Origin of the sequence: Flectobacillus major DSM 103 (assembly GCF_000427405.1) — a bacterium.
GTDB classification, from domain to species: domain Bacteria; phylum Bacteroidota; class Bacteroidia; order Cytophagales; family Spirosomataceae; genus Flectobacillus; species Flectobacillus major.
This window is the reverse complement of sequence record NZ_KE386491.1, coordinates 2,397,153-2,421,672: the sequence shown is the minus strand read 5'-3', so window position 1 is coordinate 2,421,672 and position 24,520 is coordinate 2,397,153. Positions and strand designations below refer to the sequence as shown.

At 38.5% G+C, this 24,520-nt stretch carries 6 protein-coding genes; 5 read left to right on the top strand and 1 reads right to left on the bottom strand.

Features of this window, described 5'->3' with window-relative positions; genetic code table 11:
- Together FLEMA_RS0115055 and FLEMA_RS68630 are read left to right on the top strand one after the other, a co-directional pair.
- Window positions 1–2,913, top strand: coding sequence for an exo-beta-1,4-galactosidase (locus tag FLEMA_RS0115055; RefSeq protein WP_026997728.1), 2,913 nt, complete (start codon window positions 1–3; stop codon window positions 2,911–2,913).
- A gap of 21 nt (window positions 2,914–2,934) precedes the next feature.
- Window positions 2,935–4,794: a rhamnogalacturonan lyase gene (locus FLEMA_RS68630; RefSeq protein ID WP_044171428.1), complete on the top strand. Its 1,860-nt coding sequence runs from the start codon at window positions 2,935–2,937 to the stop codon at window positions 4,792–4,794.
- Between the two features lie 161 nt (window positions 4,795–4,955).
- On the opposite strand, the gene FLEMA_RS0115035 is transcribed toward FLEMA_RS68630, so the two are convergent.
- The gene (locus FLEMA_RS0115035; RefSeq protein ID WP_044171426.1) at window positions 4,956–5,912 is read right to left on the bottom strand and encodes a sugar phosphate isomerase/epimerase family protein; all 957 of its coding nucleotides are present in this window, start codon (window positions 5,910–5,912) and stop codon (window positions 4,956–4,958) included.
- 260 nt (window positions 5,913–6,172) lie between these two features.
- Between FLEMA_RS0115035 and FLEMA_RS0115015 the strand changes: the two genes are divergently transcribed.
- From FLEMA_RS0115015 to FLEMA_RS0114980, 3 genes are read left to right on the top strand one after another with little or no spacing between them, the layout of a single operon-like run.
- Window positions 6,173–7,363, top strand: a complete 1,191-nt coding sequence (locus FLEMA_RS0115015; RefSeq protein ID WP_026995687.1) for an SGBP N-terminal domain-containing protein — start codon at window positions 6,173–6,175, stop codon at window positions 7,361–7,363.
- Between the two features lie 16 nt (window positions 7,364–7,379).
- Window positions 7,380–14,552: a T9SS type A sorting domain-containing protein gene (locus FLEMA_RS0114990; RefSeq protein WP_044171425.1), complete on the top strand. Its 7,173-nt coding sequence runs from the start codon at window positions 7,380–7,382 to the stop codon at window positions 14,550–14,552.
- Between the two features lie 28 nt (window positions 14,553–14,580).
- Window positions 14,581–24,504, top strand: coding sequence for a hypothetical protein (locus tag FLEMA_RS0114980; RefSeq protein ID WP_026995685.1), 9,924 nt, complete (start codon window positions 14,581–14,583; stop codon window positions 24,502–24,504).
- Window positions 24,505–24,520 lie beyond the last annotated feature (16 nt).

The following is a 24,520-nucleotide window of genomic DNA, read 5'->3' as shown; positions in this document are numbered from 1 at the left end:
ATGTACAAACAAAATAAGTTTTTAGTCATTATCACTATAATGTTATGCCTGCTGTGGGGCTCAACGCAAGCAATAGCACAGCAAACCATTGACTTAAAAGGGGTATGGCGTTTTCAAATCGACTCGCTCGACAAAGGTATTCATGAACAGTGGTTCAAAAAAAAGCTGCTTGAAAAAGTAAAACTGCCTGCTTCTATGCTCGAAAATGGAAAAGGGAATCCCGTCACCATTCATACCCAATGGACAGGGAGTATTTATGATAGTTCTTGGTATTTTAATCCTCGTATGGCCCAATACCGATTGCCCAATAACCTCAAGTTTCCCTTTTGGCTGACACCTCAAAAGCATTATGTCGGGGCTGCATGGTATCAGCGAGAAGTGACAATTCCTCAGCATTGGACAACCCAAAAAATCAGCCTTCACCTAGAACGCCCACATACCGAAACAAGGGTTTGGATCGACAATCAGGAGATAGGTTTACAAAATTCGCTATGTGTACCGCATACCTTCGATTTGTCAAATAGGCTATCGGCTGGTAAGCATACTATTACCATAAGAGTAGACAATCGTACCAAGGAAATTAATGTTGGTAAAGATTCACATAGTATTACCGACCACACACAGGGCAATTGGAACGGGATTGTTGGTAAGATAGAGCTTATGGCCGAAGGGAAAGTTTGGTTAGAAGATATACAGGTATACCCCGATTTAGCCAAAAAAATGGCCAAGCTCAAAATCAATATCGTTAATGATTTGCCTCAGGCTGTGGCTGGAAAGATTATTTTACAGGCTCAAAGCTTTAATAGCCAGCAAAAGCACCAAACACAAGCGATTACTATAACCTATGAAGTTTCTGAAGGAACAAAAACAATCGAGGTGGATTTGCCAATGGGGCAGAATTTCCTCACGTGGGACGAATTTTCGCCTGCATTGTATAGGTTATCAGCTCATTTACAAACCAATAACGGACATACCTCCAAGCGTTCTGTACAATTTGGCATGCGTGATTTTACGATTAAGGGAACACGCTTTGAAATCAACGGCCGCCCTATATTTCTCCGAGGTACAGTCGAAAACTGTCAGTTTCCTCTTACGGGTTACGCACCAATGGATATAGCTTCATGGGAAAAGGTTTTTAGGAAAGCCAAATCTTACGGACTCAATCACTTCCGTTTCCATTCGTATTGTCCACCCGAAGCTGCCTTTATTGCTGCTGATTTAGTAGGTATCTATTTACAACCCGAAGGCCCAAGTTGGGCAAATCATGGCTCGTCGTTGGGCGATGGACACCCGATAGACCAATATATTATGGACGAAACCAATCGTATGGCAAAAGTATATGGCAATTATGCTTCGTATTGTATGCTGGCTTATGGCAACGAGCCTCGTGGAGGAAAACAAGTAGAATACCTCACCAAATTTGTGAAATATTGGCAAGCTAAAGACCCCCGCCGAAAGTACACGGGGGCTTCGGTAGCTATGAGCTGGCCGCTTGTACCTGCCAATGAATATATGATAAAGTCGGGGCCAAGAGGCTTACCTTGGGATAAACTGCCTTCGAGCAATACCGATTTTGGCGATAAAGTCAAGAATTTTACTGTACCGTATATCACCCACGAGCTGGGGCAGTGGTGTGTTTTTCCCAATTTTAAAGAAATCAAAAAATATAGAGGACTTTATCAAGCCCGTAATTTTGAGCTTTTTGAACACGACCTACAAGAACGAGGCTTGGGTAATAGGGCAGAAGCATTTTTGATGGCTTCGGGTAAATTACAGGCTATTAGCTATAAAACTGAAATAGAAATGGCTTTACGAACGCCTATTTCAGCAGGATTTCAGATGCTCGGACTCAACGATTATTCTGGGCAAGGAACGGCATTGGTGGGTTTGTTAGATAGTTTTTGGGAAGAAAAAGGCTATATAGATTCAATTGCGTTTCGACGGTTTTGTAATACAACAGTACCTTTAACTCGTTTTCCCAAATTTGTTTTTCAAAATAATGAAAACCTACAAATACCTGTAGAAATATATCATTTTGGCGAAAAGCCAATGAACAATGCAACCGTTTTGTGGAAGGTAACAGACAGCCAAGGGACGGTATTGGGCAATGGTATTTTTGAAAAACAGCTTATAGCCATAGGCAATAACCAAATCGTTGGGGAAGTACAGATGCCTCTCAATATTATTACAAAGGCAACAAAGCTCAATTTGTCAGTAGCTATCGACCAAACCGACTTCCAAAATGACTGGGATTTTTGGGTGTATCCTGCCACTTTGCCAACAGCACTATTTCCTAAGGTATATGTATGTACAAGCTTCGATGCCAAGGCCGAGGAAGTTTTGAATCAAGGAGGAAATGTTCTGTTACAAGCTGCTGGTAAAATAGAAAGGGGCAAAGAGGTTATTAATTATTTACAACCTGTGTTCTGGAATACCTCATGGTTTAAAATGCGACCGCCACATACATTAGGTTTTGTTTGCGACCCCCAACATCCTGTTTTTAAGGACTTCCCAACCGACTTTCATGCCAATTTACAATGGTGGGAGTTGAGTCATAAAGCTCAGGTAATGCTATTAGATAATTTCCCGAAAGGCTTTCTTCCAATTGTACAGCCTATAGACACGTGGTTTCTGAATCGTCCTTTGGGTTTAATTGTTGAAGCAAAAGTAGGTAAAGGAAAATTGATTATTACTAGTGTCGATTTGACAACCAACCTCGACACCCGTCCTGTGGCCAAGCAGTTATTATATAGTATGGCTCAATATATGCAGTCTGGGGCTTTTGCTCCAAAAGAAAATGTGCCTATTGAGGCCGTAAAAGGGCTTTTTGACAAAAAATACCAGCCTAATTATAATACCTATACCAAAGATGCCCCCGACGAACTAAAGGTAAAAAAGAAAGAAAATCAATAAAAGTAATCCTAGTTGTTATTCATGAAAAAATATAATGTAGTAATAGCGATATTGGTATGGGGGGTAGCAATTTTGCAGGGATTTAGCCAATACCACGTCGAAAACCTCAATCGTGGGCTTATTGCAGTGCGTACTAGCCCTACGCATGTATATATTGGATGGCGGTTGTTGGGTACAGACCCTGCCGAAATAGCATTTAATGTATATAGAGGCAATATCAAACTTAATAAAACGCCTATTCAGACAGTTACCAGCTATGAAGATAATAGCTCCAGTAATGAAAAATACAGCCTTCGTGCAGTGGTGAATGGCAAAGAACTGGCTAATGTAAGTGAAAGTGCGGTTGTATGGCAACAAAACTATTTAGAAATACCACTACAAATACCACAAGGGAGTACAACGCCCGACGGTATAAATTATACCTATAATGCCAACGATTGTAGTGTAGGTGATTTAGATGGCGATGGACAGTACGAAATTGTACTGAAATGGGAGCCGTCCAATGCCAAAGACAATTCACAAAAAGGCTACACGGGCCATGTACTAATTGATGCCTATCACCTAAATGGTACTCGCTTGTGGCGAATAGATTTAGGCAAAAATATTAGAGCTGGGGCACATTATACCCAAATAATGGTATATGATTTTGATTCGGACGGAAAAGCTGAAATAGCCTGTAAAACAGCCGACGGAACTATTGATGGTGAAGGCAACGTAATTGGCAATGTACAAGCTGACTACCGCAATACAGCCGGATATGTATTGGATGGTCCTGAGTTTTTGACGATTTTTAACGGAAAAACTGGTAAAGCTATGGCCACAGCCGATTTCTTACCTGCTCGTGGGCAAGTAGCCGCTTGGGGCGATACTTATGGAAACAGAGTAGACCGCTATGTTGCAGCAGTGGCGTATTTAGATGGCAAACGTCCGAGCTTGGTAATGGGTCGGGGATATTATACCCGTTTGGTACGTGTGGCATGGGATTGGCGAGAAGGAAAACTTCACCATCGTTGGATATTTGATAGCAATACCGAAGAAAATACAAATTACGCTGGTATGGGCAATCACCAAATGACAGTAGGCGATGTTGATGGTGACGGTAACGATGAGATTATCAACGGAGCATCGGCTATCGACGACAACGGCCGAGGGCTTTATACCAAGGGCTTAGGGCATGGCGATGCCCTGCACATGACCGATATGGACCCCGAACACCCAGGTCAAGAAATTTGGCAATGTTATGAAGAACCAGAACATTATGGCCAATATGGCTTAGAATTTAGAGATGCCCAAACAGGAAAAACTATTTGGGGGGTAACAGGTAATGGAAAAGATATTGGGCGTTGTTTGGCCGTAGATATAGACCCACGCCATAAAGGCTATGAATGTTGGGGGGCAACAGGAGCTTTATATAATTGTAAAGGCATTGAAATCGCCAAGGCAAAACCTTCATCAACAAATTTTGCAGTATGGTGGGATGCCGACTTGACCCGCGAATTGCTTGACGGGAATCATATCGATAAGTGGGATTATCTGAATAACAAAACTGATCGCCTTTTTACGGCAACAGATTGTTCGTCGAATAATGGTACAAAATCTACCCCAGCATTGAGTGCCGATATACTGGGCGATTGGCGAGAAGAGGTTATTTTCAGAAAAACAGATAATACCGCTTTGCGAATATTTACGACTACGATTCCTACTAATAATCGGATTTATACCTTGATGCACGACCCTCAATATAGAGTGGCTATTGCGTGGCAAAACTCAGCCTATAATCAGCCTCCACATCCTAGTTTTTATTTGGGCGAAGGCATGAACCCAGCCCCAAAACCTCGTATTGAACTGGTTATACCCAAAACCATTACGATAGAAAAGTAATAACTGTAAGGGAGTAGTATAGAAAGAAACACAGCGTTATCGAGCATATATCTTGTTTTATAGAGAAAAAACACTTTATACAAGGCTAAGTAACGCTGTGTTATGAAATATATTTATGAGGGGTATGGTATTGATAATCAAGTATTTGTGTGGATTTGCTTTTATACTTTTTTCAAGAAATCAATACTTCTTTTGAGTGCCACATCGGGGTCAGCTACCAAATCTTGTTCTACAAAGAAATGTTTTACGCCTGTAGACTTAGCTTTTTCTACAATTTCTTTCACACCCAAAACACCATCGCCAGCCGAAGTCATATAAGGAAACAACTCAAACCATTGTGGAGCAGTATTGCCATCGCCAGAGAAATGTTTTTTCTCTTTCATATCTTTGAGGTGCAAAAGATGATAGCGATTAGGGTATTTTTCTAGCAAACTGATAGGCTCGATACCCCCTGCCGAAGTCCAATAAATATCCATTTCAAAAAATACCAGATTGGGGTCGGTTTGTTCCATAATCAAATACAACGGAATTTGGCCTTCTAAAGGACTAAGGCCATAGCCATGATTGTGGTATCCAAATTTCAATCCTACCCTTTTGGCATTTTCCCCAATTTTATTGAATGTTTCCGAAATCCGCTTATAGTCATCAAGAGTTTGTCTTTTATCGTCGGGTATCGAAGGCAGCACCACATATTTATGGCCAAGAACATTGGCCGCCTCGCCTAGCTTGTCCATATTATTAACAAGGGTATCTAAGTCGGTATGAGCCGAAGGTGTTGTTATACCATTAGCTTTTAAGATACTCTTGATTTCTTTAGGACTTTTGCCAAAATAACCACTACCACTAAAGCCCAACATGGGTGTAATTGATTTCCAACGGTCTTGTGCTACTTGTGCACTAAATGGAAATGGTCCAAAAAGTTCTACTTCTTTGTAACCCATTTTCGCCAAAAATTCAATTGTGCCAGCAAAATCCTTTTCAAGCATTTTGGGTAACGAAAACAATTGGATACCGACTTTGTCGACTATCCCGAGTTGATGGGCCAGGGTATTCCAAGGTAGCAGACTCGCCATAAGCAAGCCTGCCGAGTTTTTGACAAATTCTCTTCTAGTATTCATTTTTTGGATAATAATTTAGATTTATTTTATAAACAAATGTATTAAAATAATTTAATGTCTCAAATAGATAAAATAAAATTACTGTCTATCAAACAATAATAAACTGAGGTGCCGCAAGAAAATGCAACTGTTCTCATAGGTTTGGCAATATTTTTACTTTGAAATTTTGCTGTATTGCTAAATAAAATGTGACATAAATATGATAGTTTCGTTATTATACTCAAAACACCATCAAGTTCTATATAAATCATAAGTTACTTATGTGTAAAATTCTACCACTATTAGCATTTTGGACAATATTTTTTTCTTGTAAAAACCCCAACGAAACACTGTTGGAAGCTCCCAAAATAACTTCCTTTACTATTGCTGATGTACATGTGAATGGTATTGAGTTAAATAACGATACCAAAACAATTGTCATAGAAGTTCCTTATCAAACCAACTTAAAAGGTTTACAACCCCAAATTACAGTATCGGAGTTGAGTTCAATAGTTCCTGTATCGGGAGCTCGACAGAATTTTGATGTGCCTGTCTATTATACCTTAACTTCTTCTTCTGGACAAAAAGTTGTTTATACTGTTATTGTAAAACCAGCACTTCAGCCTATTCCAATAATAGAAAAAATGGAAAAGGATACTATTGAGGCAGGGCAAAGTATAAAGGTTAATGGTCGAAACTTTGGTACGTTTAGCCTAGATATTCAGGCTTGGATGGTCAGAGAAGGTAATACTGTAGCCGTAAAATCGGAACTGATAGATACCACTCAGGTAAAACTATTTTTACCTGATAACTTAACGCCTGGTCAGTATCGAGTACAGCTAAAAATACGTAAACAGCAGGTTCTTTCATCTCAGAGAGTAGTTATAACTTATCCTACTCCTGTACTAGACTCGTTGTCATACTACAGTATTTTACAAGGAGAAAAGCTTTTGGTTTACGGAAAATATATTGAGCCAAAGTATAGGTATTCGGTAGTTTTTGGTATGGGAGGAAACTCTCTACCTATCGAACTCCCTGCCACTGTACAAGGACATAGCTTAGAGGTTGCCATAAGTCAGTCTGTTCTTGCTGGGCAGGTATTGGTTGGCGTAAGAAATCTTACTGAAAAAAAACAAAGCATTTTTTTGACAAAACCACTCCATGTATTTGATAATACGCTTCCGTATTTATTGGCTATTGTTTCTCCTCGTAGTTTTTACAAGCCTAACGATACGATTGTGTTTAGAACAATCAATTTTTTAAAAGTCAAAGCACGATTTTTTCAGGTACATCTTCAAAGCAAAACGTCCGATTATTACCTAAATACAAATTATGATGATGTTACCCAGCAATTAACCCTGATATTACCCGACAATATTAGTTTAGGAAATTATCAAGTAAAGATGAACCTTGCCAATGAACAAGGTATTCTTTACAGTTTTGAGACAAACATACACTTACCAATCCATTAATTGCACCTTATTATTTATGAAAAAACTACTACTAATAAGTATTTGTTTGGTTTCATGCTATCTGCCAGTATTTGGACAGGTAAATAAACCAGTTTTAGATTTGAAAAAATTTACTGACAGAACAATTACGGTACGTCAAATGATGTCTGTTGATCGTTCATGTTATGAGTTGATGAAAAATGGAGCTGTGCTTCAAGAAGGCACAGACTATTTTATCGGATCGAGTTATCCTAATTCATATTTTTTTGTTGGAGGTGGTACAAGAGGAGGCTTTTATCAGGTTGAAGTAGATTTTGGCTTTTTACGTCCCAACGATGTTTTGACTGTTCGGGATAAATGTACAGGAGAAGTATCAGACCCTGTAGTTGTATCGGATGACTATGTTTATATAGAGGTGCCTAATGGTAATAGTTTTTCAGGTAATGGTATTGACCCTAATTATTCTTCGCCAGCTTATACCAAATTAGCTACATCAGTAGAAGTAGGAAAATGCGAGCCAGTATCTATCAACGCTCATGTTTTGATGGCTACAGTAATAGATATAACTACAGGAAACCCCATAAATCTAGGTAGTTTTAAAGTGAATGGAGTGCCTATTACAGGTAGTAGTTTTAGTAGCTACACGGCAGGTAATTCTACTACGTATAGTATTAATGCTCAAGGGGAAGTTACAACAAGTAACTTTTTGAAGCTTACTGCCAATACCTATTATTCGGGGGCTCAACCTTATTCACTCGAATATACACATAATGCAAGTAATACTAATGACTTCGATTTTACGATTGGAGTAGGAGGAGTACAAATTAGGTTTATCCATAACAACAGCTTTGAAATATGGAAAAGGAATTATCTAGGAGAAGTAGATATTAGTCATTACGATGGAGATTTCTCGAATGCTACTTTTAAATTAACATTCGATGAAAACTATTATCGTGTATATGTCAATAATGTGGAATATGGCTCTCTAGCTAGATTTGTAAAGTACAGTTTTACAGGAGGCTCTCTGAGTAATACCAATACACTTCCTTATCGCACAGGAGTTACGTTTTCTCCAAGCAATACGGGGGGGCAATTACTTAATGCTGTCGTTGATGGAGCACTGAATATCTATCAGAGATTTAATATAGCAGAAGACCTTAGTGCGACTAGCAGCGTAGTGAATGCAGGTTGTTCGGGAGGCAGTACAGGAAGTATTACAATGGAACCCAGCGGAGGCAAACCTCCTTATAGTTACTCGCTCAATAATGGTACATTTCAATCTAGTGCCACCTTTGGTAATTTGTCGGCGGGGAGTTATGCTGTTAAAGTAAAAGATGCTTCTGGGTGCGACATTACTCGGCAGGTTACTGTATCGCAGAATCCTGAACTAACACTGACTGTAGCCTTGACCTATGTTACGTGTGTTGGAGGTAATAATGGTAGTGCCACTCTAACGGCTTCTGGAGGCCTACCCACATATAGTTATTCGCTAGATGGAACACATTATGGAGCTACAAATGAGTTTTCATCGTTAGAGGCCGGTACGTATACATTTTATGTGAAAGATGCAGTAGGTTGTGTGAAAACAATTGATAATCAGGTTGTTAATACCAGAAGTGTTCTTCGGAATCCAGTAGTGAGTATTACGGATGTATCATGCAATGGAGCTTCAAATGGGCGTATGGAAATTTCTGCGAGCAACTCTAATCCCGTTGGTACAATACAATATTCTATTGATAATGGACAAACATTTAGAGCTGATTCAGTTTTTAGCCAGCTATCAGCAGGCCGTTATACCGTAGTAATCAAAGACGCTCTTTGTTCAAATATTACTAATTGGCAAATTGCTGAGGCTAGCCTTATTATTACAAACGCTATAGTCAGTGGTCAAATTACCTGTCATGGTTTGCAAAATGGAGTAATAAAAGCTAATCCTTCAGGAGGCAATGCTCCGTATACCTATTCAAAAGACAATTCTACTTATTCTGTTAATAATACCTTTAGCGATTTGTCAGCAGGGAATTACAAAATTTGGGTAAAAGACAATAATGGCTGTATTCGAGAGTCTGGAATCTTAACAGTAATTGAGCCTAGAGTTCTAGCGGATTCGGTGGTTCGTAAGACAGACGTAACTTGTTTTGGAGGAAGCGATGGAAATACTCATGTAATTGCAAGTGGTGGAACTTCTCCGTATACGTTTAAGTTGACTACACAAAGTACTTTCAGTTCAGAAAGTACTTTTTCTGGTTTAAGTGCAGGGAGTTATACCATACAAATAAAAGATGCAAACCAATGTAATACTACCGCATCTGTAGAGATATTAGAACCACCAGCTATTACACTTAGTGCTAGTATTCAGCAACAAGTTACTTGTCATGGAGGAAACAACGGTGTGATGTTACTTACAGCAGCAGGAGGTACAGGAGCATTGAGTTATAGTAAAGATGGAAATACCTATCAAATCTCTAATCGATTTAATACATTAGTTGCTGACAGTTATACCATGTACGTTAAAGACGTTAATGGATGTACTAATAGTCTCAATAACACCTCTACTAAAATTACAGAACCAGCATCATTGGTTGTTGGAGCTACCCTAGAGCATGTATCATGTTATGGTGGTACTAATGGTAAAATTACGATTGTAGGAAGTGGAGGAACTCGAAATTTTCAATATTCCAACGATGGAATAAATTATGTATCGGACTCAATATTTGCAGGGCTGCCCCAAGGAAGGCATAAAATTTATATCAAAGATGCCAATAACTGTGTAAGTAACAATGACTTTACTATTACCCAACCCAACGATTTAGTACCTTATCTTCGAATTGCACAGCAAGTAAAATGTTTTGGAGAATCTTCTGGCAATATGATTGGCTTTGCTACTGGAGGAACACTGCCCTATCAATTTTCAAAAGACGGCACTATTTATCAGGCCGATAGCTTGTTTGAAGGTTTGAGTATTGGCAGTTATAAAATATGGATAAAAGATGCTAAAGGGTGTGTTGGTATATCTTCGGCTGTCAGTGTTGTTCAGCCAGAAAACCTAGTTTTGTTGGTAGAACAAATTAAGCATGTTACTTGCAAAGCTGGTAACGATGGGCAGGTAAGGTTAAGTGCAACAGGTGGTACTGGTACTTATCAATATGCTAAAAATAGCCTGAGTTTTCAGGTATCACCAGTTTTTAGTCAGCTTACCAGCCAACGATATACATTTACGGTAAAGGATGAAAATGCCTGTGCTGCTACCACAAATACTACCGTTATTGAACCCGATTCTGCTTATACGATAGCTCTTGCAAGCAAAACCAATCTTTCTTGTTTTGATAATAAAACTGGACAGATTGTACTATCGCATCATGGAGGAACACCATCTTATCAGCTTTCGCTAGACAATCAAACATTTCAATCTGGTACAACCTTTGGTCAATTAGATGCAGGGACATATCAACTATATGGTAAAGATGGTAATAATTGCAGGTTTAGCTTGTCGGGAATTGTATTAACTCAACCAACAGATATACAATTTGCTACACTCTATAAAAAAGATGTTGATTGCGACTATTATACCAAAGGTGAAGCTACCATTTTGGCTACAGGGTCAAATGGTAATTTTAATTATACCCTAACAGGAATAGATAATCAACATAGGAGTATAACGCCTATTAATAACAATTCTGGTGTTTTTGTGGACATGCCTGCTGGAGACTATCGGGTTACGGCTACCGATTATATAGGTTGTAGCAAAGTTTATCCTATAAGTATTATTGCTAAAAATAGTAAAATAACTTTTGATATAAATAAGAGCATACCTACTACCTGTACATCTACAGACGGTGTCATTAGTATTACAAATGTAAAAGGAGGGCGAAATGGGTATTTTTATCAGCTATCAACTCAAACAAACTCTAGTACCAATAATACGTTTTCTAGTCTTCTTAATGGTACGTATGTCGTTACCGTTAGCGATGAACTATGCTATTACCGACAGTCAGTCGATTTAAGAAACAATAATAGTATTCGAGCAGCATATAGTATTAGTGGTATTAGCTGTAATACGCCCGAAGCCAATTTACTAATACAACCCATTACTGGTGGAAATGGTAATTATCAATTATCGCTCAATGGTGGAGAGGCAAGTTCGACACAACGATTTACCAATTTATCACCTAATGTATATGCCATAACAATAGTAGATACGCCTGTATCTTGTAGAACGGTTTTAAGTGTTGAGATAAAAGAACAAAATCGAGCAGATTTACAGTTAGTACAAAAAGACAATATTTTATGTTTTGGTGGAAATAGTGGCCGTATAGAGGTGCTTGGCAATAATAATCAAGCACCATTTACATACACTTTGAATAATGGGGCATGGCAAACGTCAAATATTTTTTCGGGCTTGGTAATAGGTACATACAAAATCACCGCATTGAATGCAATGGGGTGTCAAGACAGCATTAGGGTAACACTAAGCCAGCCAACTGCTTTAACGAATGTACTTAGTAAGAAAGATAACTTATGCTTTGGCGATAGTACAGGAGAAATACAAGTAGCAACGGGCGGAGGTATAGCACCGTACCAATACTCAATAGATGGAACACAATATCAAACATCCAATACCTTTAGCCAACTTACCAAAGGAGATTATACCATCGTGGTAAAAGACCAACATAATTGTACACTTCGTAAGGCAACTACACTTATACAGCCTTCGCAAATTGTTGTAACACCTATGTATCAAGATACCATCCGATGTTATGGCGAAGCCAACGGTACAATAGCTGTAAAAGCCACAGGAGGAACGCCAACCTATACATATTCAAAGGATGGTATTAATTATTTTGCTTCAGAGCTATTTGATAATTTGGCCAAAGGTATTTATCAACTTTATGTCAAAGACAATAATCAGTGTGTGCGTTCAAAAGAATTGAGTATTACAGAACCTGCTGTTTTAGCTTTAGCATTGAAAGAAACCAGAAATCCGCTTTGTTTTGGCAGTGTCGATGGCAGTATTCGAGTGCAAGCTACAGGGGGCAATGGCACAAACGTATTTAAACTTGATATTGGCTCTGTGATACAGTCAAAGGAAACATTTGAGCACCTACCCAAGGGAATCTACGCTATACAGGTAAGCGACCGCAAAGGTTGTCAAGCACAAGTAAATAGTATTCAACTAACCGAACCTACTAAGATAGTGAGCAATGCTACTGGTGTAATGCCACTTTGTTTTGGTAATGAGAATGGTGAAGTGGCGATTAATATGACAGGTGGAACGCCAGGGTATCAAATTCGATTTCAGGACCAATTGTATAAAGTAGATACATTGCATCAATATAAATTTGAAAAGCTTGGAGCAAAACGCTATACTTTTTATGTAATAGATACTCATGCCTGTGTAGATACACTACAATATACCTTAAACCAACCAACGCCATTAAGTAGCCAAATTACACTCAAAAGTAATGACTGTTTTGGCGACCAAACTGGTCGAATTCAAGTGGTAGCACAACAAGCTACGCCCCCTTACCGATATGCCTATGAAAAGTCGGGAAAAGAACTATTTGACTCTACGGGTACTTTTGATAAGCTATTTGCTGGAAAATATACCGTTACAGTGTATGATAACAATAATTGTAAACTCAGCAAGCAGGTTGAAGTATTACAACCAACACAGTTGGTGCTAACACCGATTTACCAAGATACCGTTCGTTGTTTTCAAGAAAGTAATGGCTCAATTCTGATAAAGGCTCGTGGTGGAACGCCATCGTATCTGTACTCAAAAGATAATACTAATTTTTATACAGATAGTTTATTCTCGAAACTTTCAAAAGGAACATATCACTTCTGGGTAAAAGATGCCCATCGTTGTACAACAAGTACATTACTAGATGCTACAGAACCAACTTTATTAGAACTGACGGTAGAACATCAACAAAACCCATTATGCCTTGGTGAAAAAAATGGTATTGTTACCTTAATAGCCAAAGGAGGGAATGGTGCAAATACTTTTTGGCAAGATAATGTGATAGAACAGTACCAAAATAGTCAATTTAAGGGCTTGTCACAAGGCGACTACACCTTCAAGGTAGTTGACCGAAAAGGCTGTCTCGACACGGTTAGGCTAGTGCAGCTACGCTGGCCAACAGCACTAAAAGCTCAAATACAACAAAGCCAACCTATATGCTATGGTACACGCACAGCTAGCCTGCAACTCAACGCCTCAGGAGGAGTAGGTGGCTATGTGGCTCAACTGATGCAAAACCAGACCAATGTATTAAATGAAAAAAAGGGAGACACTATTCGATTTGACTTATTAAAAGCAGGAGAATATCGGGTGCGGTTGAGCGACCGAAACGGCTGTCAATTGCTAATCCCAAGTACAATTGTAGAAACTGATAGCCTAGAAATGTTTGAGCTAGGAACAGGAAAGGGCGGCGATACCCTGTGTATTGGGCAAGCTATCACACTCAATGTCAAGAATCATGGGAAATCAATACAATGGTTTTTTAATGAAATAGAAGATCTTGCTCAAAAAAATAAAACAGAATATACTGTTGTTAATCCGGGTATTTATAAGGCTAAAGTAAGTAACAATACTGGATGCGTTGTTGAAAAAAGTTTTCGTTTAACCAATAATCAAAATGCCTTAAAAGCTGATTTTATCTTACCAACGCAAGCATTTGTTGGTGATACAATTGTGGCTTTGGATATAACAAAGCCTATCCCCGACAGAATTATCTGGATTTTGCCTTCAGATATACAAATCGTGTATCGAGACAACAACAAAGCCATGTTTATTCCTGTAGTAGATGGTGAAAAAAGAATCGGGATGTACGCATACGCAGGAAGTTGTGAGAACTTTCTTTTTAGGAATATCAAAATTTTTAAACCCGAAGATATTAATCAAACAGATTCTCTTTATCAGTATAAGGCTCGTCCTATTACTTCGGCATCGATTTACCCGAATCCTAATCAAGGGAAGTTTAGCTTGATAGTAAGAACAAAAATACCTGCCGATCTTTCTATTAGAATAGTCAGGGTAGTGTCTGGCGAGGTGGTTCATCAGGCTACATTAGCTCCACAAACTACCGATTTGAATGCTAATCATACATACTTGTTTGACTTAAACCTAAGGATTGGGGTATATTCTCTTATTCTTGACGGAGGCACACAACGGATTGTCAAACAGCTTATTATAACCGATTATTGATTTATTAATACCCTATCTACTTGGAAATATGAGAAAGTTTTTTCTACAAATCATGCTCTTGTTAGGAGCTTTGATGAATCTAACAATAGTGTTTGGCAAAAACACAGATAATTATGCTATTGAATATTCACCAGAAGACTGTAAACGTACAGGTATTAAGCCATTGCAATTATCTGAACAAGTGATTATGCCTAAGCACGATGGCGAGTATTATTTTATCAAAGATAACACCCCAGAACCCAATAGCCGTGCCGAAGAATTGCCAAAAGTAAGTAAGATAACCGAAATAATTCATCGACAAGATGTAACCACTATTAATATTTCCAATATAAGCGAGTTGATTAGTGGTGGGTGGGAGTCTCTTGATTTCAAGAAACTGCCTATTGTCATTAACGTAGGTGGTGACCATGCTGGACTCAATGCCAAGATTGTTATTTTGTCCTTAACTTTTTCTCAGACAGATACCAAGGCTCAAATTGGTATAGTAAGTCAAATGTCGAACAATATCATGCAAGCCAGTCAAAATAACGAACCAACCTCGTTGTATTTTGGTGCTGATATTGCCTTACGCAAAGGAGGAACCCTCGATGGAGCTTTTGTACTGATTGCTCCACGAGAAATCGAACTCTTGTCGTTGAACGGTATCGCAAAAATTAATCTTACAGCAGGAACAGGAGTTTGTTTTGGGTGTCGAGCTTCAAATGGTGCCAATAGCAATGCTTTTTTACTAAATCTGGTGGGACAAATTGTATTTGATCCTTCTTTTGCTGTAGCTGAACGTGCAGATGGTAAAGCAATCACCGACGATGCAAAGGTTGCCAAATTACAATTTGGTATTCAAGTACCTTCTTGGAATAAATTTAGAATTGAAGCTACACTTCCTTCAACATATGGGCTTCAGATAACTAGATTCCCCTATATTGGTTTTTGGGCAGAGAAAAACACGGTTGCCCCTCCAGTAGCTAGTGATATTTTATGTAACCCCTCAACGGCTTTTTCAAAAAATATTGTACTCGATTTTACCGATACGGGGTCTTCGTTCTCTGTTGACAACCAAACATTCAACAATATTAAAGGAGTTATCTTTCAAAACTTTAATATACGCTTGCCAAGGCAAATTGTTGATGCTAATGGTGCTCCACAAAAACTAAAATTAAAGTATTTCTTTATAGATGATGATGGTACTGTAAATACAAAGATGTATCATACCGGAGAACTTTTTGAAGCTAGTATTTCTAAGGCATTAACAATAGGGGCTAAACATGTGGAGGTAGAAATCATAAAGAATAAGCTCGAAACGTTTTTGATAGAAGGAGATTTGGAGTCACCTCTGAATGCAAATAAAAATGATTTAACTTTTAAATTAGGTAAGTCAACAAATAAAAAGGGTAATGACTTACTATCATTGGAGGCAGGACTCAAGGCCAATAAGAAAACCGTAGAACTTAATATTTTTAATGTAGCCCAAGTAAGCTCACAAGGAGTTACCAATACATCTTCCTTTATCAATGCCTCGGGCGAGCTTAACCTAAGCACAGGAGAATTAGAACATGTAGGCTTGGGGATATATAAAGGGCAATTTAGTATTCTGGGAAAGGCTTCTGTATTTAGTCTCAAATTTGAAGAATTAAAGATAAAGAACGAATACCCATACTTAGAGTCATTTGTTTTAAGTCCAAGTAATTCTAATCAACTCAAAATTGCCAACTTTAGTTTAGGGCTAAACTCGCTAGCTATTAATGTGAATGCTGATGGAAAGGTATTAGGTAGAGCCGAAATAAAAGGGGCATTGGATCTTGTTAGTGGTGCTCAACAGTCTATTACAGCTAAGGTTGGTATTAACTTTGAAGCCCGAGCTGCTGTTGTTGACGGAAAATCTAAATTTAAGTTTGGCAAACTTGATTTTGATAAGATTGATGTAGAAGGTAATATGTCGAGTTTTGGCTTTAAGGGTTCTTTAGATGTTTTCCAAGATGCTGATAGGCTAGGGGTTAGTAACCTTACAGGCATAGAAGGAAAAGGAGTATTCTGGTTCAACTTCTTGAATAAAGAAAAGTCTCAAGCAGAATTTAAAGCTAAATCGTCGAGTGCAATAGGAGGAGGAGTATATATGGTTTTTGCTAAAAATGCTAATGGCGAAAACGCATGGGGTGTCGATGTAGACCTAGCCTTTCCTAGCGGTATTCCTATCGGAACAACAGACCTTAAAGGCATTTATGGAGGGGCATATAGTAATCTGAGTATAGATGGAAGCCCTATTGCCAAGGTATCGGAGGCTGGCTCGCGCACAGGACTCAAGTACAAATGGAGTCCCAATATTTGGGGCTTCAACTTTGGGCTTGATTTAACTACAGCAAAAAGTGTTGATATTTCGGCTATGCTGGCAGTACAAGGGAATATTAATTCGGGACTTCAGTTTATTCAAGCTGCGGGGTATGCAAGGTTTCAGTTGAATACTATTACCGACCTTTTGCCTCCTGTATCAGACAAAATGGTAACGTCGTTTAAGAAAATACAGGATAAGGTATCAAAAGTCACGAATACCGTAATGCCCGATTTGGACAACCTCCAGTCGCTTGAGGCTGATAAAGCCAATGCTACAGGTACTGATAATGGCTCTGAGAGTTTAGCAGGGTTGTTTAACGTAGCTTCTGTCAACCAAGGTAGCAACCGAATCGCTGCAGGCTTGATTATGGCCTACAATTTCGGAAATAATTCAGAAGAAGCTTCTTTTTCTGTAAAAATGTATCCTGATGTATATTTGAATCTAAGTACTGGAATTACCAATTCTTCAGCATCCACCACAGGCTTTGGTCTTTTGTATATTTCTGAATCAACGAAATTCCTCCACCTTGGCAAGTCTAATTCTATCAATGATCGATTAGGATTATATGTTAACATGTCCAATACGTTCATTAATGCTTCTGTCGGTATAAACGCTTATTTTATGTTGGGAGATAAACTAGCAGACAAGATTCCTGACCCTATTGTGCCTGCTAATTTCATGGGATTGTTTAGAAGTAAAAGTAATGATATTGGTAGTATAGAGAAATTAGACCCTCTTTCCGAAAAACTCGTTAGTGGTAGTGGATTAGCTTTTGGCGCAGCTTTGTCGGTGTCGGTGGGAATGAAAATACTTGGTGTACCAATAATAAATGGTAAAGCGGGTGCTGGATTTGATGCCCTTCTTGTCAATAGTAATCTATGTCCCAATGAAGGTTGGATGTCGAGTAATAGTGCTTCTACTTGGAATGCTCAAGCACAAGTTTACGGTTATGCCTCGGCCGAGTTAAATGCCCTTGGGGTTTCGCTGTTAGAAATGGGCGTAGGCTTTTTATTAAAAGCAAAAATCCCTTCGCCTATTTATGCCGAAGGTACTTTTGCCGCCTATGTACGTATCTGGAAAGCAAGTGCTTCGGTAAGCATTCATGCTAAGTTGGGCGATGAAAGTAGATGTCTTGACCCAAATAATGCTGAGATTGTTGAAAACTGGAAATTTGTTAAATCTATTATTCCTACAGGAATAGTAAGTCCTATGTCCAATTTCCATCTAAAATGTGAATACCCTCAAGACCAGCTCAATAAGGCCAGTTCTAATACCTATAAACAGGCTATCCGTGTAAGATATGTTGAGGACAATGGAGAAAGTACCGACCCATCATCAGAATGGGATTGGACTACCCCTAGTTGGTTGAATGCCTATAGTATTGATAATATCGACCCTAAAGTTAATTGGGATGGGACTATTCCTTTTCCAACAAGTGGGTTGAAAAAAAATACAAAGTATATAGCAAAAGTCAGTATCATTATTTATGATAACAACAACGTAAGAGATGTTGTAAAATACAGAAACGAGCAAGGTGTTACTATCAAATTAGCTCAAAATTATGAGTTTAAGTTTACCACAAACAATACAGAGTTTGCCCTTACTGCATCAGATATACTGGCATATCCTGCCCAAAATCAGTACAATACATATAAAGAAGATTACGGTGGACAAGCGTATGTTGTTGTAGAACCTCAAATTGCACAAAAAATTGCGGCTAAATGTGTAGGGTGTACATTTCAAATAGGAGTTTTTAACAATAACCAAGTTGTAGGACAGCCAAGTACATTCGATCTTCTTCAATCTGTTCGTTTTCCCATTAATACACTTAGTAATAATGAGATATACGAATTAAGAATCTTGGCCAATAACAGTGGCACAACCTCTGTCATTTATCAAAATCATTATTTTAGAACAAGCGAATTTAGTACTTACCAAGCCAAAATGCTAGCGTATGAAGGTGGTGCAAAGGGTTCTTGGAACACCGAAGCTAATGTTTTTGATATTGTAGCCAATGAATCTGTCGATGAAGTTTTCTCCGAAGAGGAGTATGCCGAGATGGCCGGAGCAATAAGCCTCTCACAAACCAACTGGCTAAATAATCTCCAAAATGAATATACTAGATTTAGAAACGGGTTCGATGCCAATTACGTAGGTGATTTGGATATACCTAGCGTTTTGCTTAGTCAAAATAGATTTCCTCACATGAACAATGCCTCTATTACTAATCAAAAAGGCAATAATGTACAATTAGTCAACAAAGTCCCAGTATTTCAATTGGCTGGTTTTGGTAAGATGATATTTGATTTGGTTGAGGTGATTAGAACAGGGGGCAATTTTAATGAAGAGTTACTCAAAATGGAGGAAAATGAACGCATCTGTTTTGACTGGTTTCATAATATTAAGGCTTATTCTTACTTCAAAGGGCGCTCGTGGGCTGGTCTTCCTACTGAGTTTGGAACACTGAGAGGTAGTCTTTGTTTTAAAAATCCTGAAATGCTAGATTTCCGTGACTTTAGCAAACTTCAAAAAAAGATAGTCGTATACTGTCAGTTAAAACCTCGTGATAGCCAGACTATCATACTTAATTTTGACATGAAGTTACCAGATGGAAACACTATCTCTTTTCCTAATAATTTTACCATATACAACAAAAATACAACTGCCTATAAACTAACAAGCGACAAGAAGCTTGAAAAATTCACCAATGTACAAGCCAAAAGTGAACGTGACCCTATTCTATTTGGCTCTATAAGAACTAGCGTAGAGGGCTGTCCAGTAGCCAGCGATTTTTCAGTAGATGCCAATAGTTTGCAATATAGTTTTGAAGTGATTCAGCTAGAAAAGCCTATTATTAAGCCATGTCTTACCATTCGAAAAGACGAAGATAGCCAAGCCAACGATGTACTTACTAAAGTATGTCAGCAAGCATGTGCTATAGATGCGGCAGGCCAAGTTATTAATCAAGGGGCTTGTAATGAATGTAAAGCTCAAATGCGTAACTATAGCTATAGTAGCAACTCTATAGACTATATCATAGAAAGCTGGGAGAGTGACTTAAAAATCGGAGCTCAAAAAGTACCTTCAACCATGACATTGAGGTTGTCTAATGGAAAAATGGTAACAATAGAGGAAGGTAATACCTACAAAAAAATATCGTTGACTTTGGCTGAAGCTAGCCAACTTAGTGAACTTTTGAAAATTGATGTAACAGCCGATAGTCCATTTATATGTGGCGATAATGTAAATGACGATGTTATAGCCTACAACCCAATGCCTGTAGATGGCGAAGGGAATACACCATTAGAGGCCTGTAGTTCGGCAAAGAGTGTCGTCCTTTATACCAAAAGTGATGTGAATGAGTTGCAGGAAAATGTTTCTCAGTTTTATGCTGAGATTAAGCCTTTAACAGCCCTATCATTTGCATATTATGCTCAAGGAACAGGCGCGAATAGAAAATGGTTGGCATTTAAAAATGGGGTTTATCAAACCGAAAACTACTGTATATCTACACCTGAGGTAGAGGTTTCTTGTCAAGATATACAAAGCGATGAAGGAGGAGCTAATTATACCATTACTTTTTATACAGATGCCAGTCATAACAAATTTATGATTCCTTGGAATGTTCCCGATCAAGGGTATAGCTTTACCTTATCTAATCAGCAAGTTATAACCCTAATGCCATCAGAGGTAAAGAGTTCAACAGTTTATAAGTTTTTAGAAGGAGCTACTTGCCAAACGGTTAGTAGTTCTAATTTGGGAGAAGGCATAACTATTATAACACCTCCTAAAAGCGATTGTGAGACCAAGCCAGCCCAACCAAGTATTGTAGCGTCCACAACTGCGGCCGCATTTGGCGAACATGTTACTCTAACGGCTCAAGGATGCCCCAATAATGCTTTACGATGGTACGACGACTCAAAAGCTCCGACACTTTCGGTACAAGTTCTTAATATTGCCAGCTATAGCGTAAAATGCCTTGATCCCCAAACCAATTGTTTGAGTTTGCCTACCTCTATCGACATCATGACCAAGGCCGTAGGTATTACAACCGAAAAAAACTATGCCTGTGATGGAGAAGCCTTGACGCTTGTGGCAAGTAATTGTGCCGCCGCAATTACTTGGACTAGCGATGACCCTAATCTAGTATTGCCTTCTCAGAAAGAAGTGCTGGTTAGGCCAACCAAAACAACTACATTCAAACTAAAATGTTCAGTCAGTAACAAAAGTAGTAGGTATGACGAAAAAGAAATCGTATTTAGAAATATCCCTCAAGTACCAAGTATTACTCATAACCTTGAGTCTGTAGTACAAAATAGAATTTGTGATGGCAATAGTGTTGTTCTTAGCTTGACTCAGGCTTGTCGGGATGCTGATGCGTCTATTTTATGGTCTACAGGAGCTCAAACAAATACCATTACTGTTATGCCTAATAGTGATGCCACGTACTTTGCTACTTGCCAAGATAATTTCTGTAGTAGCTCACGCTCCAATACAGTACAGCTATTGGTTAATTCCTTAAAAAAGGCAGTAATTACCCATACATTACACAACAATAATGTGTGTAATAATACCTCTTTTACCTTGTCGGTCAATAACTGTGATGCTACAGATGTGGTAAGATGGTATAAGAATGGCCAGCCCACAGCCATTCATGAAGGTACAAGTTTAGAAACGTCCCTGACAACCTCTACCTTTTTTACAGCGAAGTGTACAAGAAATATAGGAAGTTCTACCGAAAAGCGATGGTGTGAAGGTTTGGTGTCAGACGAAATGTCGATTAGAGCAGTATCTTCAAGCCAGATGGCTGTATCTTTGGCTATTTCATCATCTTCAATATGTGCTTACCAAAATACTACTTTAACAGCTACAGGATGTAAGTATGGTATTATTGAATGGAAAAAAGGTGATGATAATTGGGCTACAAACAGTAATCCGCTAGTGACTAGTAATGCGGGTGACTATTATGTACGTTGTAACCTAAATAATAACTGTTTTAATACTGAACATGATACGTCTAACGAGATAAAACGTTCACTTGTTGTGAATCCTGAGCCAACAGCCCCAAACTTAACAACTGATAAAACTTCACATACCATTTGTGCAGGAGAAACGATTATCTTATCAGGTACTTGTTCATTAGGGTCGATTATTTGGAATAATTTATCAAAAAATACAATTACCCTAACCTCAACTACCGAGTATACTGCTGTATGTCGTAGCGACAAAGAATGTCAGACACAGACACCTGCCAATATTACAGTACAGGTAAATCCCATTCCTGCTGAGCCAACTATCACCAATAGCTTATCTCGTAATAACATGTGTGAGTATGAAACCACAGTGCTAAGTGCCTCATGTATAAACAGTAGTGCTATTTGGGAGAATCTGAAGGAAAGCTTAACCAAAACAGGGTTATCAGAGGGAGATTATAATTATCGAGCTCTTTGCGAAGCTCTAGGTTGTAAAAGTAGTTATACTGATCATCCTATAAAAGTTTATAATCGCCCAGATAAACCTAGTATTGCGGCTAACAATACCGAAGTTTGTGCTCCTGGTAGTATTACACTTACGGTATCAGGATGTGATAATAAGGTGCTCTGGTCTAATAACGAGACCTCCAAGAGTATCAGTGTATCGGATTTAGGACAGCATACTTTCACAGCAAAATGTATAAAGAATGATTGTGAAAGCTTACCAAGCGATACCATAACAGTTAAAGTCAAACGTAAACCTGATGCTCCGACTCTCAATGCTAGCAATATTTGTGATGGACAAGCTACTGGTGTAACATATTCATGTAGTAATAAACAAGATGCTTTTACATGGAGTGAGGGTTTTTCTCCAAACCTAAAAGGTACCGTTGGTACATTTACCTATAAGGCTGTTTGTTCCAACAATGGCTGTGCTAGCGATGAAGCATCTAAAACCCAAACCGTTTATGATTATCCCCCAACACCAGAAATTAGTATTACCTCCAAGTGTGATTATACAACCTTGTCAGTAAGTAATTGCAATGGAACGCTCAGCTGGTCTACAGAAGCAACTACCAATGCTATTGATGTAGAAAAGACAGGAGATTATACTGCCACTTGTACTAGTAATGGTTGTAGTTCATCGAAAACCATCAATATAAGCAAGATCAGAATAACTCCAATCAAGCCTCAAATTAAAACGACCAATAATGAAGAGGGTGATATTAAAATAAATCTTTGTAATGATGAATCCCGAAGCTTTACCAGTGCTAGCAATGTTATTTGGTATAAAAATGATAAAGTTGTTTCTTCTGGAGAATCATTGGATAACCAAACAGCAGGGGTTTACAAAGCTTTGGTATCATCAGACGATTGTAATAGTGATTATTCCAACACTATTACTTTATCGAAGGTATCGGTAAATACTCCTACCACAATAGCAGAAGAAAGAAAATGTGGTGAAAGTATTCTGAGTAGTAGTTGTGAGTATGGTGATTTAAGCTGGTATAATTCATTGGACAAGCTTATAGAGAAATCTCAAAAAATCACCATATCATCGGGTCAGACTACCTACAAAGCACGCTGTAATAATAATGGCTGTGTGAGTTCTGAAGTAAGCAAAGTAACATTAGACATCAAGCAAAAACCTAATGCAATAACCCTTAATTTGGAGAAAGATACCCGTACAAATAAATGCGGAAGTGGAGACGTTGAATTGTCAGTAAAAAACTGTAATGGTAACATCATAGAATGGAAGGTTGATAATGGAGCTTGGTCATCAGGCTCTAATCGTGGAAGGTTCAAAATCGACCAATCAAAAACTATTTATGCTCGCTGTACAAAAGACGGCTGTACAGGTTCTGAGGTGTCATTGCCATATACTTACCAACCTGCTCCTAATCCTCCTACAATTGACTATACTAAGTTGTCTGGGTGTGGCTATACCCTTACTGCTTCAGGATGTGGCGGCAAAATAAATTGGACAGAGATGCGGTGGTCGACTGTTTGGATAGAAACAGACAAAGGGGAGGAGCAATCTATCACAGTCGGTAATCCGTTGTCTGTTACCTATAAAGCAAAATGCGTACAAGGAGAGTGTATAGCCGAAACGACTAAGGAACTTCCAGCTTTGAGTACAAAGCCTGATTGGGCAGACCAAGGTGATACAACCGTTGATTGTAAGGTGTACCATGTGAAGAAAGATATAAATCCATGTTCGAGTACTTTCAACGAAGTAGAAGAAATTCTATGGAAAACCCTCAATTGTGACCCTAATTATCAGGTAGTAGAGGGTGAAATAGAAAGATGTAGTGATGAAATAAGCAAAACAGTCTGTGTTCAAAAATATATAGACCAGAACATCTATTCTCCTACTTATGGACAGAAAAAGGATATTGTAACCAAAGTATGTAGTCACACGATTCCTGTTCGTATTATGGGTAATTCTCCTGCTGACCCTGATAGATATGAAATAGCCCCAGATGATAATAGTAATTGTGATACCTCAACCATAAAATGGTTCTTAGCAAGCGATACCAATAGCAAAAATGCTATTGGTCGGGGACCAATGTTAAGATGGCGGGAAAATCAAGCTGTAAAAGTTGAATGTACAAATAAATGTGGTACAACAAGTAAAGGAACTATGCCTTAAAACAACATCAAAATAG

Excerpts from the sequence above, each read along its gene's own strand:
- FLEMA_RS0115055 (WP_026997728.1), top strand. The coding sequence starts at position 1 with ATGTACAAACAAAATAAGTTTTTAGTCATTATCACTATAATGTTATGC.
- FLEMA_RS68630 (WP_044171428.1), top strand. The coding sequence starts at position 2,935 with ATGAAAAAATATAATGTAGTAATAGCGATATTGGTATGGGGGGTAGCA.
- FLEMA_RS0115035 (WP_044171426.1), bottom strand. The coding sequence starts at position 5,912 with ATGAATACTAGAAGAGAATTTGTCAAAAACTCGGCAGGCTTGCTTATG.
- FLEMA_RS0115015 (WP_026995687.1), top strand. The coding sequence starts at position 6,173 with ATGTGTAAAATTCTACCACTATTAGCATTTTGGACAATATTTTTTTCT.
- FLEMA_RS0114990 (WP_044171425.1), top strand. The coding sequence starts at position 7,380 with ATGAAAAAACTACTACTAATAAGTATTTGTTTGGTTTCATGCTATCTG.
- FLEMA_RS0114980 (WP_026995685.1), top strand. The coding sequence starts at position 14,581 with ATGAGAAAGTTTTTTCTACAAATCATGCTCTTGTTAGGAGCTTTGATG.